The organism is Fibrobacter sp. (genome assembly GCF_017545445.1).
In the GTDB taxonomy this organism is placed as follows: domain Bacteria; phylum Fibrobacterota; class Fibrobacteria; order Fibrobacterales; family Fibrobacteraceae; genus Fibrobacter.
In genome coordinates, this window is record NZ_JAFWOM010000088.1 from 26,285 (window position 1) to 43,034 (window position 16,750).

A 16,750-nucleotide genomic window follows, 5' to 3' on the forward strand; every position below is an offset into this window, starting at 1 on the left:
GCAATACGGCAAAGCCAAATAAAGCAAAAGCGCATCATTCCTTTCTACGGAATGACGCGCTGGGATGTAATGTACCTAATATTTGAAAAACCGGCAAGAGGGGCAAGAAAATTTTACAAAGGGTATTCCTTAACTTGCCTATATCTTATAAACTCTTCACGCAAGCGTATAATAATCAAGAATCAAGTCAACCGCACTTGCGTCCTTGAGGATTCGATTTTCGAAGTGTATTCGACTTATTTTTGCTAGACTATTCGCTATTCTTTCTTGCTTTTCATATTCCCGTTGATACATAGCATCCGACATAAGACCTGTGCGTTGAACTTCTATCTCGGGCATTGGCTCGGGTTCGTTTCTTTTTTCAAAGTCCTTGAGATCCAAATACGTCGAAATCCTTAGACGGTTCTGAGAAGACAAGCCCATGGCCGTTGCATAGACTTTTGCTTTTCGAATAATCTCAGCACCACGAGGAATCCCTATAGATTCCAGATTATCCGGAATATAAGAGAATCCCATGAAATATACTCTCTGTGCATTTTTCAGGAATCTTTGATACTTTTCTTTTTCGGATTCATCGCGATTCTGGCGCTTTTCCCAGACCGTTTCCATCCTCTTGGCAATTTCTTGATACTTGCCATTTTCTACAGCACCAAAGGGAATTTCCTCAAGAGAGCCGATAAAGCCATTGACATGGTGTATTTGCATTTCTTTTATGAAGGCATGAGCATCAGCATCTGCATATTGCTTGTCCGATGTCAGATACAAGAAGATGCAATATTCCAAGACGCGGTCATAATTAAAGGTAAGGAACACTGTTTGTTTTAAGATTTCTTCCCAATTATCTTGTTGGTCTATCAGAGAAAGCAAATGCTGAATCCAGTCAATGTTGCCAAGCCAAATCTTTTTTGAAATTCTTTTACCATCTTCGTAAGCAAATTGTTTTTCCGATTCCCGTTCCGCAACAAGAATCTCTCTAGCGATAAGCCGCTTTCCAAAGTCAGCCTCTTCTGCTTTCTCTTGGTTAAGACGATTCTTTAAGAATTCATCTGTCGAAACCATCATTGAATGGCGAATACTTTGGGCAAAGAGAATTATTGTTTCATGTATCTTGTTAGAAATCTTAGCTTCAATACTATCAGCGACATAACTGTATTGCCCACCAGCCTTTCTTAAGTTGGCGTATTCTTGATATTTTCCAAAAAGTTCATAGTACAAATCAAATAGGTAAGAAGGAGGGCGGAACGATGGACTGTCTACGTTATTATCTCCGTAATTAAAATCCTTCAACTTCTGCATCAGCATAGCGCCCGTAGGAAATCCGTACGGGACACTGCAACCGGCACCTATGATAAAAACATCTGACATCATTTTTTCGCCACTTTTATCGCCGTTTTCGGCGTTTATCGCCACTTTTTCGCCATATTTATCGCCATTTTCGGGATTTATCGCCGTTTTATCGCCACTTTTTAAGTTTATCGCCATTCAATCTTGCTGTAAAGACATTCGCATTTTCCTCTTGTCCTTAAAGTAAATCCGTCATCCTGTTAAATATACATTCTTACAAAGACATAAATTGACATTTTGAGTTTTTATTTGGAAGGGGAAAGCTTTCCCCTCGCTGCAACCGCCTTCGGCGTTTTCCGCCACCCCTTCTCCTAGGGGCTCTGCCCCTAAAACCCATTCTCAATTAAAATCATTCACCTCTTTGAACTTTCGCTCTTTCTTCTTCATCTTTCAATTCATAACGAGCAATCTCTAAACGGCTTTCCCAATAATCCTTTCGTGCCGTAAGCGATTCTCCTTTAAGCATATATTCATAATGATCGACATTTTCAAAAAAAACTTTAGCGACTTCACCAACGACACTAGATGAGAAAATTCCTTCATGCCAATCTAAATCCGACCAAAAAGATTGTTTTTCTTTATCAGAGAGCCTTCTTGCATATATACACACTTCTGCGGCGATTTCCAGCCATGCAGAAGTGTCATCTTTAAGATAACTCGCAATACTAGCATAAGTATGGCGTTCATCATCATTTTTTGCCGTTTTAAACTTTTCAACAACAATTTGTCCAACACATTTATTTTCTGGGTCTAATAACGCAATATCTTTCTTTATTCTACTTGATTGCCAACTCAAAATCAAATCGATAATATTTGCAAAAGCATTTCGCTCATTCTCATCGAAATTTGATTTTACAAAATAGGTTAAAGAGAAATCATGCGATAAATGATAACCCCGGTCTTTTCTGAAAAGAAATACACTATAAAGCCACTGTATATTTTTTCGTGAAAAAAACAAAGATTTTTGTTTTTCCAAATGAGGGATTTCATTAGCAAAGGAATCGAGTTTCTCTGTTCGTGCTATTTTTTCTATAATCCAATTTGAGGCAAACTCATTCCATTCAAATGAATTTTGGGACCATCCGGATGCGGATGCGTATGCATCATTTAGCAATCTTCCCAAAAAAATTTTTTTATTAAGATCAGACCATTTTGACCATAATGAGTCTATTTCATATAGGAAATCCTGAGGCATATTTAGTGTAAATCGACTCATCAATAGCACATATTTGTTTATGTCTTTATCCAAAACTGTTTCTTTGACTAAATTATATGTATTTATGCAAAAAAATCGCTTTTCTCCTAAGCAGGATGATAAAACATCCAAAATATCTAGCCCCTGCTTTAAAAATATTCTTATAAATATTATCGCACTATCAACATCGTCCTGGTTGCTCACGATTCCATTTATCACAGACAGATAAAATTGTTCAAAAATTTTATTTAATGACCTTTGAGCAAGTTGTTGTGTTATAGATATAATAAAGTCCTTGTTTTGCAAAGATTGTCCATATTCAAAAGCAATGTTATTTATTCGATAAAAGTCATGAGTTGTATAAAAAGCCAATTTATCAACAAAGGCGATGACTTGTTTTTCCTCTTTATCAAAAAGATGTTTTTTTATTAAATCCGTTCTAACTTCTTTTTCGTTTTCGTCATACGGCATGTTTATATAAGACAAAACATCTTCATCAGTTTTATTCAAACAGTAAGCCGCTTCACATTTCTTTGCAAGTTCCCAAGAATCATACTCTTTGCCATATTCTAATAGCCAACTCCAGATAACCTCTCGCATATGGTTTCTTATTTTGGGATTCAACCCTTGCCCCGAAGAAATGAATAAAGCAGTCCATTGGAGTTGTTTTGATATAAACTCTTCTTTAATTTTTTTAGTATCTTGATCTAGATAATATGATGGATAGTGCAAAACTTCATGAAAGATTTTTCCATAGCAGTCAACAAAAACACTCGTTAGTTCCTCTGGCAAAATCTTTTTTTCAAGGATGTTTTGAATTCTTTTTACCCATTTGAACGAGTCAGATATTGTATCTAATCTAAGGTAACCTTGCCGAAATGATAATGTTCCGTTAAAACATACCCCTGTATTGTATTTTGTAGTAAAACATCCATCAAGAAAACATTTTAATATAGAGTAATCAATATTGTCAAAATTGTCATTTTTAATTACTTCAAAATAATCGGACAATATTTCATCTACATTCTCTTTGTAAACGGATCTCAAATCACCTTCAAAGATGGAATGCAAAATACTTTCCAAACTTTGGTTTTCTACAACAGATAAATGCCCCGTTTTACATAAAATTAAAATATTTTCCAAGCACAACTGCCTAGAGCAAAAATCTTCACAGTAATACAAACAATTCTGCAATATGTCTCTAATTTTGATATAACAGATCCACAAGCTGTTATAAACATCTTTTTTTGCCGGATATTCGGATAATTGTGCGTGGATAATTTCAAGAGCTTCTCTTGTTTTACTAGCACACAATTTTGCCACCAAATCCCATAATTGCCGATGATCATCAATATCGGACGTCTCGAATTTTTTCTTTAACGAGTCAGTAAAAGAGCCTAATACATCTACAGGCTCTTTTCCTGAAATAGTATTTTCAATATGACTTAACGATTCTACAACTGCATCTGGATACGGAATATCATTGTGGATTAAGCCGTCAATGACTTCCTCGCCCCAATTTGAAAGTTTTTGATTGAAAAGTAGCCTTTCTTTTAAAATATACTCGCGAATTACATCAGGACAAATAGAATATGTTTTATTTTCATATCCATAATTTTGCATCAAACCATTTTTGGTCATAACTTGAAATAACTTTTCAAGTTTGGGTTTGTCAACACTTGCCTTTAAGCATATAAAGTCAATTACTTTTTCCTGCTTTAATGAAATTGCTCTATATAACGAACACCATCTTAAAACAGAATCATACTGTTCATTTGAAATAAAGTTATAATCCAAATTAGGAATGATAGATTCTGTATATTTTTCATATAGTGCAGCCGCATTTTTTTCAAATTCTTCCCCAATAGAGCCGTTGTTTTGTAGAATTGATTTTAACGTTAAACAAATCCACAACGGGATTCCTTGAGAAGTTTCGCAAATGTTATGAGCCGCCCTTTCCTTGTCTTCAAATTTTATTTTACGTGAAGTTTCAACGACATCAAGTAATCGTTCTGTAAATAGTTTTCGATTTTGATAATTTAACCTTGAAAGGCTGCAAGTATCCTTTCTGATCGATTCATACCTTGGAAGATTTAATTCTTTAATTGTTTGCGCATCGGCATTTCTTTCTGAAAAGACAACTTTCCAATTTTTAGCTTCATTGGCAAGGACTGCAACAAGCATTCTCAAAAGATTTATATCATTTAGTTCGTCAATAAATAAAATTGAAGGATGCTCAAAAACAAGTCTTTTTGTCCATGACGAAGATATTTTCATAACCTGCGGCATGCCGAAAAATACATTTCGATCATTTCGGTTAACGCGCTTAGCACATTCCAATAGAAAACGACTTTTGCCCATTCCTCCTGGTCCAGAAATCGCCCAAACTTTTTTATTTGAATTTAGAAATTCGTCAAATTTTCGTAATTCGTTGTTTCTTCCGACACATTCAACATCGTAGGATTCGGGCAAATAGCTATTTCGATTGTTTTCATGAAATTCTTGTTCTTGCAGAAAGCATCTAACTTCGTCATCAATATATTCTTTTTTGACTTCGGGATGTTTTTCTAAAAGTGTCCAAATAGCAGGCCAATTCCGTAATTCAATTTCTAATCCATGACAGTCGCTATTCTTTATAGACTCTTCCCATTTTTGCATGTCATTAGGGTTTTCTTCGATATTTGTAAAAAGAACCCATTTTTTTACAGATTTCCAATATTCAAGGGTTTCCTTATATTCTCCTATTTTTCCCATTTCACTTTGCAAATCCGCTATACATTTGCTAATAGAGGGATTTTCATGATACTTAGCTTGATAAACAATTTGGCCATTTCCACTAATCGCATCAATACCATTATCCTTTCCCGGACGCGAAAACGCTTTGACTTGATAATCTTCATGCAATAACAGCATTTGCATCATAGATTCCCATGATGTTCCATTAAACCTTGTATTGTATCGTGAGAATTTTGACATATCGGACCATCTTACAAAAAAAAGTGAACTTTGCACATTTGTTCACTTTCAAATATAAGTTCTCACATATTAGTTGTCAATAGGGCAAAAACTTCTATATATCGAATAAGGCTATTTTAAATAGTTGTCTCAAATTCATTCTTCATAAAATTTCATCAACTTCTTTTCAATTTCTTTATAACATTTATCTGATATCTTTTGCGGTTTCTGTTTTAGTTCATCAATTTTTCGAGCCAATTCGTTAATCTTCCAGACATCAATAACACAATCTTTATCATAACTCGTGACATCGGAATTCGCCCATATCAAAATGGGAGTTACATACGCCGGACACGCATGTTCACTAAGAATCGGTTCTAAGAAACATTTTAAATCTCTCGCATTTCCACGCACTTGCTTGATAGGATTTCTCTTGTCCTTTACTTGAACATACTTGTTTCCAATTCTTTTTTTAAACTCTTCGCCGCATAATTCAAAAGCACTGTTTCCACTAGGGTTCTTTATCTCTATAGCAAACACCCCCCATGGAGATAACAGGATTTGGTCAACGTCCTGTTTTTTACCGTTAATATGATAGTTTCTAAATAGATGACACGCACCATCGAGATTCTTTCTCAGTTCATCAGCGACTTTATCTTCTCCTATTTGACCCGCTTTATGCTTTCTTATATCTAGTTCAAGAGTGTCAATACGACGAAATACCATTCTATTTATAATTTTGACACACAAGATACTTCCGAAGGCAACGCCTAAAATAACAATCAACCAACTGAACCAATTTAAGCTTAGCAAACCATCAATGAGATTTTTTTCGATTATTTGATAGACAAGATAGCCTATATCAGCCAAGACAAGGACTGTCCAAAAAGCCCAGGTCATTCCCATCCAAAATCCGTATTTATAGGTTGCAGCTTCGCCCTCTTTACTCATGAAGCTAGTTCGTTTTTGTTCCACAAGCAATGGGCAGTTTCCAGAAATTATCTTTTTGCGTTCAATATTGAGTAAATCGCTTAAAATTATAGCACTAGCTTGATAAACCTGGTCATTCCAATGTTGATAAAGGGCATAGCTAAAGTTTTGTTGACCAATTTCATGATTATCTAGCAATTGTCCGATAGTCCATCCCGGTCTTTGAGTCCATTTGTCATAGGGCCATACAACAGCGCGGGCCTCATCTAGATTCCGAGGCATTTTACCAGATGCGATATACGCTTTTATCTGATTTTCTTGTTCCACTTTAAGAATGGAACATGCCGCTTTGATATTTGGATTTTCACTTTCCTGTCCCTTCGTAAGCATAGAAAGAGTCATCGAACCATCATCAAGCATTTCTCCGATGGTCCGATTTCCGTCAATCCATTTTACTTGACGAGCTTGTTGTGGTTGCATAAAAAATTTATCTGGCATAAAATTTGCAAATGGTTAAAGGTAGGTCACTCGGCCGGCATCATCAATTGAAATCACTTTTTGTTTCTGCAACTGATTTATGACACCATTAATTTCATCGTCGCTTATCCCGCCACGGAAATTGAACATATCCTTGATGAAACTAGATAAAGATTTTCTCTTGACCGGTTTAGATTTTAAAATTCTCTCTACGATATTCGGAAATTCTGCGGCAAACTTGGCTACGGAGGAATTCTGTTCTTCCTCTTCTTTACGAGCCATTTGCAGCATCGTTTGTGCAAGATGAAGTTTATCACGATAAGATAGGGATTTTGCTAAAGATTCAATTTCCTGGTAAGTCATAGTATAATTCCTTTATTAAAGGATAAGTAACTTTTTTAACAAAAAAAATCCTAAAATTTTAAATTTTTAAGTATTTCCGTCAAATGCTCTTTGTATCGTAAGAATTCCTGGTTACTCTTCTCTAAAGCTAGCACCCACTGAATTTTTCCCATTAAATGGTACACGTAATTCTGTTGATCAATGCGTTTGTAAACCATATGGGAGTTTAAACCATATTTTTGTATATAATACATTTGTTGGCGTAAATCTTTTTTTAGCTTTATATCTGCAGACATTTTTTTATTAACTACAGCGCCTGTGACATATTGTTTTTGATGTTGACGAAGAACTTTTGTTTTTTTTTCATTGAGATTCAATCCATAATCTGACAGCAGATATTTGCAAAAGGACATTATTTGAGGAATTTGTACATCAGAAATATTCCCGGAAATCGTTATATCGTCAGAATAGCGAGTGTAACACAAATTTAATTTTTTCAAATATTTAGATAATCGAGCGTCAATCTGTTCGCAAAAAATATTTGATAAGCAAGGACTTGTCGGCGCTCCTTGAGGTAGGGATTTTTTCAAACAGCACAATGAAGCCAAATCAAATGAAAGTTGTCGACTATAACCCATTGAATTGAAGATTTTGATGATAGCACTTTTATGTATAGAACCAAAAAAATCATCAACATCCAATTTTATAACAACTTCATGATTGGTATGAAAACGAATATTGTCTAAAATTTTTTTTCTTTTTATATACGCTTTAGCATAAGGACTCACCTTCTTTTTTTCAAGAATATTAACCAGTATCCATTTTTGAATTTCATTGAGAGTAGGGTATGGAGCGTTTAGTTCTCGAAATTCACCATTTCGTTTTGAAATTGAAAATGACCGATAAAATTTTCCAGGACGATGTATAATTTTGTCCAACAAAGAACACTCATAACCCAACAATTTAGATAAGTGAGCTTTATCAAATATTATAGGAAAACTTTTTTCCCATAGACAACGTGCATAAGTTATCCACACGTCAACTTGTACTTGTGGAATTTTTTTGAGATCACACTTTAATTCAAATTGTTTTTTGTAATCAGTCCAATTCATAAAAAAAAGAGAAGACGAAGAACTACATATTTTGCACCCGCAGGGTCCGCAGATGAAAACTTGCGATTATGAGCAAGTTTTCATCTTTGCAATTCCTTTAGGAATTGCATACGGTAAAGCGGAAAAGGCGCGTCGCATTTTGCGCTTTACCATGCGGGATATTGTATGGAAATCTCCAGAACAACGACTCGCTGTTCCCGCATTGCTGCATAGACTAGTTCTTCGTCCTCTCAACGCTCCTTAATATAATTAGGTACATAAATATTGTCAAGAGACAATTTGTTTGGTTTCTCTATTTTATATTTTTTTAAAGGCCTTATTTTAACATAAACCTCGTTTTCCAAAGCATTTTTTCCATTTTCTGTTATAACATAATGATCTTGCTTGTACAACAAATAGCCTGATTGTTGCAAGCATACTAAATTCTCGGCAAGTTCAAATAAGGAGAAACCTTGCTCTAAAGCATTTTCTAAAGGTTTCTGTTGTTTAACCAACTTTAAAATTCGACATTGTATGTAATTCATTATTTTCTCTCAAAAGGGGGAGTATTCTTGTGAGGCTGCCAATAAATAGGAAACGTATTGTTCGGGGTTCGACCTAAGCTGATTAAACTTTCGCTACGTCCATATCCAAATCTGTATTTCTCGGGAACATCTATTTGATTTTCGACATTTTCCATACACTCTTTATATTTTTCACGGGTTTCATCATTTGAGATAGATGATATTCCTTGCTGTAAAATTTTTCCCGGTACAATTCGAATACCTTTTTCCTGGAGTTTTGACAAAGCCATTTTCATTGTATACAATGAAAATACAATAACTTTAGATTCGTCTATCTCAAATTTTTTTAGTTTTTTTTCCAAACATTTAAACGCCGTTTCTCCAGAACCAATAAAATCGTCAACAAACATAATTAAGCACCTTTTTTTTGCTTTTTTTTGTTTCATGTCGTCTAAAATTCGATCTTCTTCATCGAAATATAGTCTAATCCCTCTGAATTTTTCATGCATGTTAATTTCATCTGTTCTGAAATAATAAGTCATGTGAATTGAACTTTTTGTTTTTTTTCCCTCATCTTTCGGATCGAGTAAAGGTAAAATATGCAATGATTTTTTTCCAATCAACCATTCGTCAGGTATGCGTTGTATGTTATCCATTATTTCTTTTGGATATAAACTTATCGGAACTTTAATAAATTTTTCCGTCAAAGAATAAAACATTTCCCTTTCATCTTCAGACATTTTTGAAGAAATACAAAGCATACTCTTTAAAGAGTTTTTATAGACATTGACGTTGTGCCATCCTTTTTCTATAAAGAGATTTGAAATTTTTTCTACAAATTCAATTTCTGTCATTTTTCACCCTACAAAAGCATCTTTTAGGATGCTTTGCATGAGTTGTTTGGTGGTGGTTTCGCGGGTGGCGATTTGGGTTTCAAGTTGGATGATGGTTTGTAAGTGTTGTTCTACTCGGGCGACAATTTCTTTTTGTTCTGCTAATGGAGGGAGAGGAACTAACATCCTTTCTAAATTATATTTAGGCAGTCCTTGTCTCCCTGCTCCGGATGTTTTAATATTTTTCTGAAATAGTTCCGATAAAACAAAAAGATGAAGATGCAAGTGATTGGTTAATAAAGGGCGAATTATGCATACATGCTGACTAACATTTCCTTCTTTTATATTCTCGGAAACAACGGCACAACGCCCTAAAGAGCCTCCAGTGATATTGAGTAACAAATCATTTGGGCGAACAATCGTTCCCTTCATTTTTTTTTGCATAGAAGATGAAATAAAGACGATATCTTTAAATTCAAGACCTTCATTGTAAACATTTTGAGATCTAAAAAATGGGATTCCATTTTCGCAATAATCACTTCCTAGAGGAGTGCTACCTGAACCTATTTTTGAGCAGATTTCTCCGAGTCTTACCCATTTCCAGTTGGTTGGGATTTCAAAGGGGATTTCGTCTTTTGCGATGGGAGCGACTGTTTTTTTTGTACTTTTGGTTTCTAATTTTTCCGCTTGGATTTTCTCAAATAATGCTTCGGCGTCGTAGTCGGGATTGCCTTTTTGGACGGGGTGTTGTTTACGCCAATCTGCAGTGAGTTTTCCTTCTATGGCTTCTTGGAGGATGTTCTGACGGAGTTGTTTTGCATATTCCGTCTGTTTTTCGAATTCAGTAAAGAGTTCTTTTTGCTTTTCTTGTAGTGTAACAAACATCTCAGCCAATTCGCGTTGACGCTGAATCGGTGGTAGAGGAATTGAAACGCCCGCAATATCTTTCATAGAAAGAGATACATTCGCAGCCCCTTTCATCAATGGGACAAGAACCGTATCTTTATAAAATTGAAGATATTGATGTAAATATCGAGCATCCAATTCATCGGGATTATTCGGAATGACAGCACAAAGGATTGTTCCGAGAGCAAATTTGCCGCTTTGGTAATGCACATTGTTCAGCGACTTTTTACCATGTCCGCTAGAAGATACGAGAGGAATGCAAACGGCTTCGCAATCAAATTGGTAAGTAGAACAAGTCTTGCGTTCTACGGCGGTCACAACAAGCGGAAATTCACCAGGTACTGCACTTGCAATCCCTGTTGTGCCTTTGACAATTTTGCACACATCACCAATCTTTACTTTCTTCCATTCGCTCATTTTCCGCCTGCAATATTCCTAAAATTGATACCCTATTTTCTTTTATTACGTCTATTTCTGTGCAAAATGAGGCCAAGTTTATTTTCAATCGCGCTTGTTTCCGGGAAAATATTTTTTACTGCCGGAATAATATTTGTCAGTTCGTATGTTGAAATACCAACAGGCTCACGGCTGTTTTCTACGGTCCACTGAGCGACTAAATCGTTTTTTTCGCTACAAATCAAAAGGCCTATAGTATCCTTGTCAACATCATCTTTTATAAGATGATTTACTGCATTACAGTAAAAATTGAGTTTACTTACAAACTCCGGTTCAAACTTGACAACTTTCAACTCTACAACAACATAACGACGTAATTTAAGATTATAGAACAGCATGTCGCATTCAAATTCGTCGCCATTGACAACAAAAGGAACATGACTACCCACAAAAGCAAAACCAGTACCCAGTTCCAACAAAAATTTTATGAGGTTTTCTTCTAAAGCCTTGTGCAAGTCGTTTTCTTCATAGTCCTCATACAAGGTCAGAAAATCAAGTTTGTATGTATCTTTTAGGATTTGCCTTGCACATTCACTATCATTTTTCGGCATCGTTAGCGAGAAATTATTTACCGTATTTCCCTGAGTCTCGAAAAACTTTGTTTTCATCATGTTTACGAGCATAGCCCGACTCCATCCATTTTCTTTGGTTTTCTCTATAAAGAACAGGGCTTCTTCTATGCTTTTGGACCGCGTGAAAATTTCCACGTGATGACGCCAAGGAATGACAAATAGCGTTTTTTCCAATTCGTCACCAAGCTGGTGACGAATTATAGAATCTGGAGCAAGCAACAACATTTTTTCAGTATAAAACTGATAAAAACGCTTCATATATTTTAAATTCGTTTCTGAAAATCCCTGAGCATCTGGAAAATCAGAGCGCAAATCTCGACTCAATTTTTCAAAAAAGCGGCTTCCATATTGCGCATCCATTTTTTTATTGGAGATATCTTTGCCAATATTCCAATACAATATGAGCATTTCTTCATTTACAGCAATGGAAGCTTTTATCTGAGCAGACCGAATATTCGCCTTTAATTGACGAAGCCAATCACGATATTCATCGTTCAAAACTTCAACAGGATTTCTTTTATTTGCCATTAGAAAGTCCCTTTCTTAAATCGTTCAGCAATTCTTCGCTTGCTTTGAAGGATTCGTGGAGTTTCTGCATGAGTTCGGCGGTGGTATATACGGTTTCTTCTTCGGGGACGGTGGGGTTCTTGATGTCGAGATTGTAGCCGTTCTCTTCGAGTTCCTTTATCGAGACCTTCCAGGCGACATCGGATTTCTTGCGTTTGTTCCACCATTTTTTGAGCGGTTCGAATTCCGATTTCTGGATTGGCTTTGTCTTGGAATACGCCTTCATTCCTTCGGGCACCTTGTGCTCGTAATACCAGACATCCTTGGTCTTTTCGCCCTTGGTAAAGAAGAGCAGGTTGGTCGCGACGCTTGCGTAGGGCTGGAAAACGGAATTGGGCAGTCGCACGATGGTGTGCACGTTGCACTGAGTCAAGAATTCCTTGCGGATGCGTTCCTTCACGCCGTCACCGGTGAGCGAACCGTCGGGCAGCACGATCGCCGCGCGGCCACCGTCCTTGAGGTAACGCATCATCAGGAGCAAGAAAAGGTCTGCACTTTCTGTGGTGCGGAAAGAGGCGGGATAGTTCGTCTCAACGCCATCGCTGACGGAAGCACCGAAAGGCGGGTTTGCCAAGATGACATCCACGCGATCTTTAGCGCCGATGCTCGTGTATTCACGGTTCAAGCTGTCGGTGTAAAGGATGTTCGGCACTTCGATATCGTGCAAAATCAGGTTCGTCACGCAGAGCATGAACGGGAGCGGCTTGAATTCCTGCCCGCGAATGGTCGCGTTGAGCGTTTTCAAGTCTTCTACGGAATGAACATCTTGCTTGCGGATGTTTTCGATAGCGCAGGTCAGGAATCCGCCCGTACCGCAAGCGGGGTCAAGCACGCGTTCGCCAAGTCGCGGGTTCACTATTTCCGTCATAATTTCGGTGATGGCTCGCGGGGTGTAGAATTCACCGTAATTGCCAGCACTCTGCAAGTCTCGCAGCAAAGTTTCGTAGATGTCGCCAAACAGGTGGCGGTCTTCGGACACATTGAAGTCGATTTCGTTCAGCTTGTTCACCACTTGACGGATGATGGTGCCGTTTTTCATGTAGTTGTTGATGCCGTCGAAAATATCGCGAATAAGAATAGCGCGCTTGTTGCCGGTAGAAACGTCTATCTTTTTCAGGCCAGGAATCAACTTGTTGTCAACGAATTCCTGCAAGGCGTCGCCCGTCATGCCTTCGCTATCGGCAGCCCAGTTGCGCCACTGCAATTTTTCGGGGATTACCGACTTGTAGTCATCATCCAGGAGTTCCATTTCGGAATCCTTGTCGTCGATAATCTTGAGCGTAATCATCCAGCCCAGCTGTTCAATGCGCTGCGCATCGCCAGAAACACCCTGGTCTTTTCTCATGATGTTTTGCAGGGTCTTGATAATTCCACCGATGTCGGCCATTAGGCTACTCCTCTATAAATTTCATCTTCCAGTTCGCGCACAGCTTTCAGGTAATCTTGTTTGGTGCCGAACAGTTCAACAATTTCTTTCGGGGTCCCAAATTTAGTAATGGGGTCCACTTTTAGGACTGCAGTATCTTCGATATTTCCGATACCCTCTTCGGCATACTTGTCTAAAAGGGCTTCCAGAACGGCGCGCGCCTTGTCGCCATACTTGGTAAAGTAATTGCGTTTGCGGACGTTTTCGGCTCGTTCCTTGCGTGTGAGTGCCGGAGCGTCGTATGCGATATGGCAAATCAGGTCGAAAATATCCAAGTCCTTTTTTATTTCTTCTTGCAGGTTTTCGGCGATAATTCCCTGTTTTTCAAGTTCCTCGATAATCGCCTTTTTCTTATCCGCATTGTTCCATTCTTGCAAGAATGTTTGCAGGTCGCGATAACGGTCTAAAATGCCCTGGCGGGTAAATTCGCGGAGCGTAGTCGTAATGAGTTTGCCCGAGGGGTCAAGGAACTCCTTACGCTCATTTAATATTGATATCGGAACTCCCGCTACATAGACCTTTGAAGGCCTGTCCGCAACTTCTCCACCAGGAGGATTGGGGGTAGGATACGGCGGTTTGTCCGGAAAGACAACTTCACTGCCCGTAACTGGATCAATCAGGTCTTCGGGAGCATCACCAGCCGTTGAACTATCCGCAGGAATCGGGTCATTTGGCTTGACTTCCTTAATGCGAATGGCATCGCCATCGAACGCTGGATCAGAGAACAGGTTCGTCACGTTACGGAAATCCATTATCGTGAAGTAGAGTTTATCATATTCTTCATAAACTCTTGTTCCACGGCCGATAATCTGTTTGAATTCGGTCATGGAGCTGATATTAGATTCCAGTACGATGAGTTTGCAAGTCTTTGTATCAGCACCTGTACTCAATAATTTTGAAGTAACGGCAATAACGGGATAAGGCTTTTCTGGATTCTTGAAATCATCAAGTTTTAGCCGGCCTTCTTTGTCGTCGCTGGTAATGCGCATGATGTACTCGTCAGACCTTTCATGCCATTCCGGCGGAGCGGCTTTCCAAAGTTCATCACGCATGCGGCTAGCATGTTCCTGGTCTATGCAGAACACGATAGTCTTTGCCATGGGATCGTTCTGCTTCAGGAATTCTACAATCCTGCGAGCAACAATCGGCGTGCGGTCATCTAGCACCAAGTTGCGGTCAAAATCTTTCGTATTGTAAATACGATCTTCAACGATGTTTCCGTTCTTGTCACGTTTACCTTTTTCAGGCCGCCAGCCTTCCAGGTCCACATTGATGCCAATACGCAAAACCGTATAAGGAGCAAGGAATCCGTCATCTATCCCCTGCTTCAAAGAATAAGTGTATATCGGGTCACCGAAGTATTCCGAAGACGATATGTCTTTTGTTTCTTTCGGTGTTGCAGTCAAACCAATGTGAGTTGCACTCTTGAAGTAATCCAGAATCTTTCGCCAAGCGCTATCTTCGGCCGCACTCCCGCGGTGACATTCGTCAACAACTACCAAATCGAAAAAGTCGGGCGAGAATTCCCTGTATGCGTCGGCATTTTCATCGTAATTTGTAAGCCCCTGATACAAGGCCAAATAGATTTCATAAGCCTTATCAATCTGCTTATGGCGGACAATCGTCATTTTGTCCTTGAAAGGCTTGAAGTCTCCACGCTTGGTTTGCGTAATCAGGTTATCGCGGTCAGCAAGGAAAAGAATTCGCGGGGTCTTGCCCGGAACCTTGTTCTTTGTCCAGCCGCTTTTCCACAACCGCCAAATGATATGGAATGCCGTAAGCGTTTTTCCGGTACCGGTAGCCATTACCAAAAGGATTCTATCTTTACCTTTTGCAATCGCCTCTACTGTGCGGTTGACGGCAATCTGTTGGTAATAACGCAGATTGTAACCTGAACTATCGACATAATAATCTTGTGTAGCCGTGGATTCCGCTTCTGGAGAGTCAATACCTTTGTACCGTTTGTAGCAAGCCCAAATTTCTTCGCTTGTCGGGAAATGGTCCAGGTCGCGTTCTTCTACTGCGATAGGGTTTCCTTGGCTATCTTTCGGACCGCAGTTTTCACGATAGCGAATCGAGAACGCATCGCCATTACTGCTAATCGCTACGGGAATATCCAGAGTCTGCGCATAAGAAAGAGCTTGTTGAATGCCGTCACTTACATAGTGATTGTTGTCCTTTGCCTCTACCACGGCAATCGGCATGTTCGGCTTGTAATAGAGAATGATATCCGCGCGCTTTTTTTGCCCGCGCACGATGGTCTTGCCTTTCACAAAAATTCGACCGTCTGTGAACGAGACCTCTTCGCGAATTTGCTTATCAAGACTCCACCCAGCATTCGTTATGCCGGGCAAAATGAACTTGCTGACAATGTCGCGTTCGGAGAGGTCTTTCTTATTCACTTCCATGGGAAACCTTGTTTGCAAATATATATCAAAATTAGAGTGCGCAATATACGGAATTAAGGTGATAAAGGCAAATTTCAGAGAAAATCGCGCGAGCCTATTGACAAACAAGATTTTTTGAATTTACATTCAGTGCACAAGTGTGTAGTCTTTGGTATTTTTTTCGCTTGTATGCCAGAGGAGTCGACGATGAAGAAAGATGTTGCGGCCAGTGCGGCCGGGGCCGTTGCGCCGAAAAAGCCCGAATTTTCCCCGATAGACGAGGATTTGCTCAAGTCACGGATGTACTTCGTTCTATCCGCTAAGGCTCGGTCATGCCAATTCAAGCAAGCTTGATTGTCGCGACACTCGCCAATTGCGGATTTTATACCATCCGCGGGGTTAAGGTGATGCTTGATGCCGACTTGGCGGAGATTTACGGGTATTCGACCAAGTCTTTTAATCAGCAGGTCAAGAATAATATCGAGCGTTTTGCGGAGGATTTTCGGTTTCAGCTATCCAAAAGGGAAGTCGAAGAATTGCGGTCAAAAAATTTGACCGCAATTACCGGCATAAATGACGCAGAAATTTTGCGGTGCAAAAAAAAGGGGATGCGGACAATAATTTAGACAGATTGTTTGTCCAAATATAGTTTCCGATAATCTGTTGGATTCATTCCGTTGAGTCCGACCTTTATCCGTTTCGAGCAAAACCATTCCAGATATTTTTCAAGTTCAGCCTTGAACTC

Annotated in this window: 12 protein-coding genes and 1 pseudogene; 1 reads left to right on the plus strand and 12 read right to left on the minus strand. The window is 38.7% G+C overall.

The features are described from left to right. Nucleotides 1-156 precede the first annotated feature (156 nt). The 11 genes from IKG78_RS10410 to hsdR form a co-directional block, all read right to left on the minus strand. Nucleotides 157-1,410: a hypothetical protein gene (locus IKG78_RS10410; protein ID WP_290943098.1), complete on the minus strand. Its 1,254-nt coding sequence runs from the start codon at nucleotides 1,408-1,410 to the stop codon at nucleotides 157-159. A 283-nt stretch (nucleotides 1,411-1,693) separates the two neighbouring features. Then, nucleotides 1,694-5,461 (minus strand): hypothetical protein, encoded by a 3,768-nt coding sequence (locus tag IKG78_RS10415; RefSeq protein ID WP_290943100.1) that lies wholly within the window; start codon nucleotides 5,459-5,461, stop codon nucleotides 1,694-1,696. A 189-nt stretch (nucleotides 5,462-5,650) separates the two neighbouring features. Continuing rightward, entirely contained in the window at nucleotides 5,651-6,922 is a 1,272-nt protein-coding gene (locus IKG78_RS10420; RefSeq protein ID WP_290943102.1) for a nuclease-related domain-containing protein, read from the minus strand. A gap of 15 nt (nucleotides 6,923-6,937) precedes the next feature. Beyond that, nucleotides 6,938-7,264, minus strand: coding sequence for a hypothetical protein (locus IKG78_RS10425; RefSeq protein ID WP_290943104.1), 327 nt, complete (start codon nucleotides 7,262-7,264; stop codon nucleotides 6,938-6,940). A gap of 50 nt (nucleotides 7,265-7,314) precedes the next feature. Next, nucleotides 7,315-8,355 carry a reverse transcriptase family protein gene (locus IKG78_RS10430; protein WP_290943106.1) on the minus strand — a complete coding sequence of 347 codons (1,041 nt, stop codon included), beginning with the start codon at nucleotides 8,353-8,355 and terminating at the stop codon, nucleotides 7,315-7,317. A gap of 230 nt (nucleotides 8,356-8,585) precedes the next feature. Continuing rightward, nucleotides 8,586-8,879 carry a hypothetical protein gene (locus tag IKG78_RS10435; protein ID WP_290943108.1) on the minus strand — a complete coding sequence of 98 codons (294 nt, stop codon included), beginning with the start codon at nucleotides 8,877-8,879 and terminating at the stop codon, nucleotides 8,586-8,588. Continuing rightward, nucleotides 8,879-9,712: a hypothetical protein gene (locus IKG78_RS10440; RefSeq protein WP_290943110.1), complete on the minus strand. Its 834-nt coding sequence runs from the start codon at nucleotides 9,710-9,712 to the stop codon at nucleotides 8,879-8,881. The genes IKG78_RS10435 and IKG78_RS10440 overlap by 1 nt, the downstream gene beginning before the upstream one ends. A gap of 3 nt (nucleotides 9,713-9,715) precedes the next feature. After that, a complete protein-coding gene (locus IKG78_RS10445) occupies nucleotides 9,716-11,014 on the minus strand; it encodes a restriction endonuclease subunit S (protein ID WP_290943112.1) in 1,299 nt (432 codons plus the stop codon). A gap of 32 nt (nucleotides 11,015-11,046) precedes the next feature. Further along, nucleotides 11,047-12,153: a PDDEXK nuclease domain-containing protein gene (locus IKG78_RS10450; protein WP_290943115.1), complete on the minus strand. Its 1,107-nt coding sequence runs from the start codon at nucleotides 12,151-12,153 to the stop codon at nucleotides 11,047-11,049. Beyond that, nucleotides 12,143-13,579, minus strand: a complete 1,437-nt coding sequence (locus IKG78_RS10455) for an N-6 DNA methylase (RefSeq protein WP_173388370.1) — start codon at nucleotides 13,577-13,579, stop codon at nucleotides 12,143-12,145. The genes IKG78_RS10450 and IKG78_RS10455 overlap by 11 nt, the downstream gene beginning before the upstream one ends. Then, nucleotides 13,579-16,026, minus strand: coding sequence for an EcoAI/FtnUII family type I restriction enzme subunit R (gene hsdR / locus IKG78_RS10460; protein ID WP_290943118.1), 2,448 nt, complete (start codon nucleotides 16,024-16,026; stop codon nucleotides 13,579-13,581). The genes IKG78_RS10455 and hsdR overlap by 1 nt, the downstream gene beginning before the upstream one ends. A gap of 311 nt (nucleotides 16,027-16,337) precedes the next feature. Between hsdR and IKG78_RS10465 the strand changes: the two are divergent. Then, a pseudogene (locus IKG78_RS10465) lies at nucleotides 16,338-16,565 on the plus strand (ORF6N domain-containing protein); the annotation flags it as partial. Nucleotides 16,566-16,627: 62 nt separating this feature from the next. Here IKG78_RS10465 and IKG78_RS20375 read toward each other — a convergent pair. Beyond that, nucleotides 16,628-16,750 (minus strand): IS3 family transposase (locus IKG78_RS20375; RefSeq protein WP_366075212.1); only part of this gene is annotated, 123 nt, incomplete at its 5' end.

Excerpts from the sequence above, each read along its gene's own strand:
- IKG78_RS10450 (WP_290943115.1), bottom strand. The coding sequence starts at position 12,153 with ATGGCAAATAAAAGAAATCCTGTTGAAGTTTTGAACGATGAATATCGT.
- IKG78_RS10425 (WP_290943104.1), bottom strand. The coding sequence starts at position 7,264 with ATGACTTACCAGGAAATTGAATCTTTAGCAAAATCCCTATCTTATCGT.
- IKG78_RS10420 (WP_290943102.1), bottom strand. The coding sequence starts at position 6,922 with ATGCCAGATAAATTTTTTATGCAACCACAACAAGCTCGTCAAGTAAAA.
- IKG78_RS10440 (WP_290943110.1), bottom strand. The coding sequence starts at position 9,712 with ATGACAGAAATTGAATTTGTAGAAAAAATTTCAAATCTCTTTATAGAA.
- hsdR (WP_290943118.1), bottom strand. The coding sequence starts at position 16,026 with ATGGAAGTGAATAAGAAAGACCTCTCCGAACGCGACATTGTCAGCAAG.
- IKG78_RS10430 (WP_290943106.1), bottom strand. The coding sequence starts at position 8,355 with ATGAATTGGACTGATTACAAAAAACAATTTGAATTAAAGTGTGATCTC.
- IKG78_RS10455 (WP_173388370.1), bottom strand. The coding sequence starts at position 13,579 with ATGGCCGACATCGGTGGAATTATCAAGACCCTGCAAAACATCATGAGA.
- IKG78_RS10415 (WP_290943100.1), bottom strand. The coding sequence starts at position 5,461 with ATGATGCAAATGCTGTTATTGCATGAAGATTATCAAGTCAAAGCGTTT.
- IKG78_RS10445 (WP_290943112.1), bottom strand. The coding sequence starts at position 11,014 with ATGAGCGAATGGAAGAAAGTAAAGATTGGTGATGTGTGCAAAATTGTC.
- IKG78_RS10435 (WP_290943108.1), bottom strand. The coding sequence starts at position 8,879 with ATGAATTACATACAATGTCGAATTTTAAAGTTGGTTAAACAACAGAAA.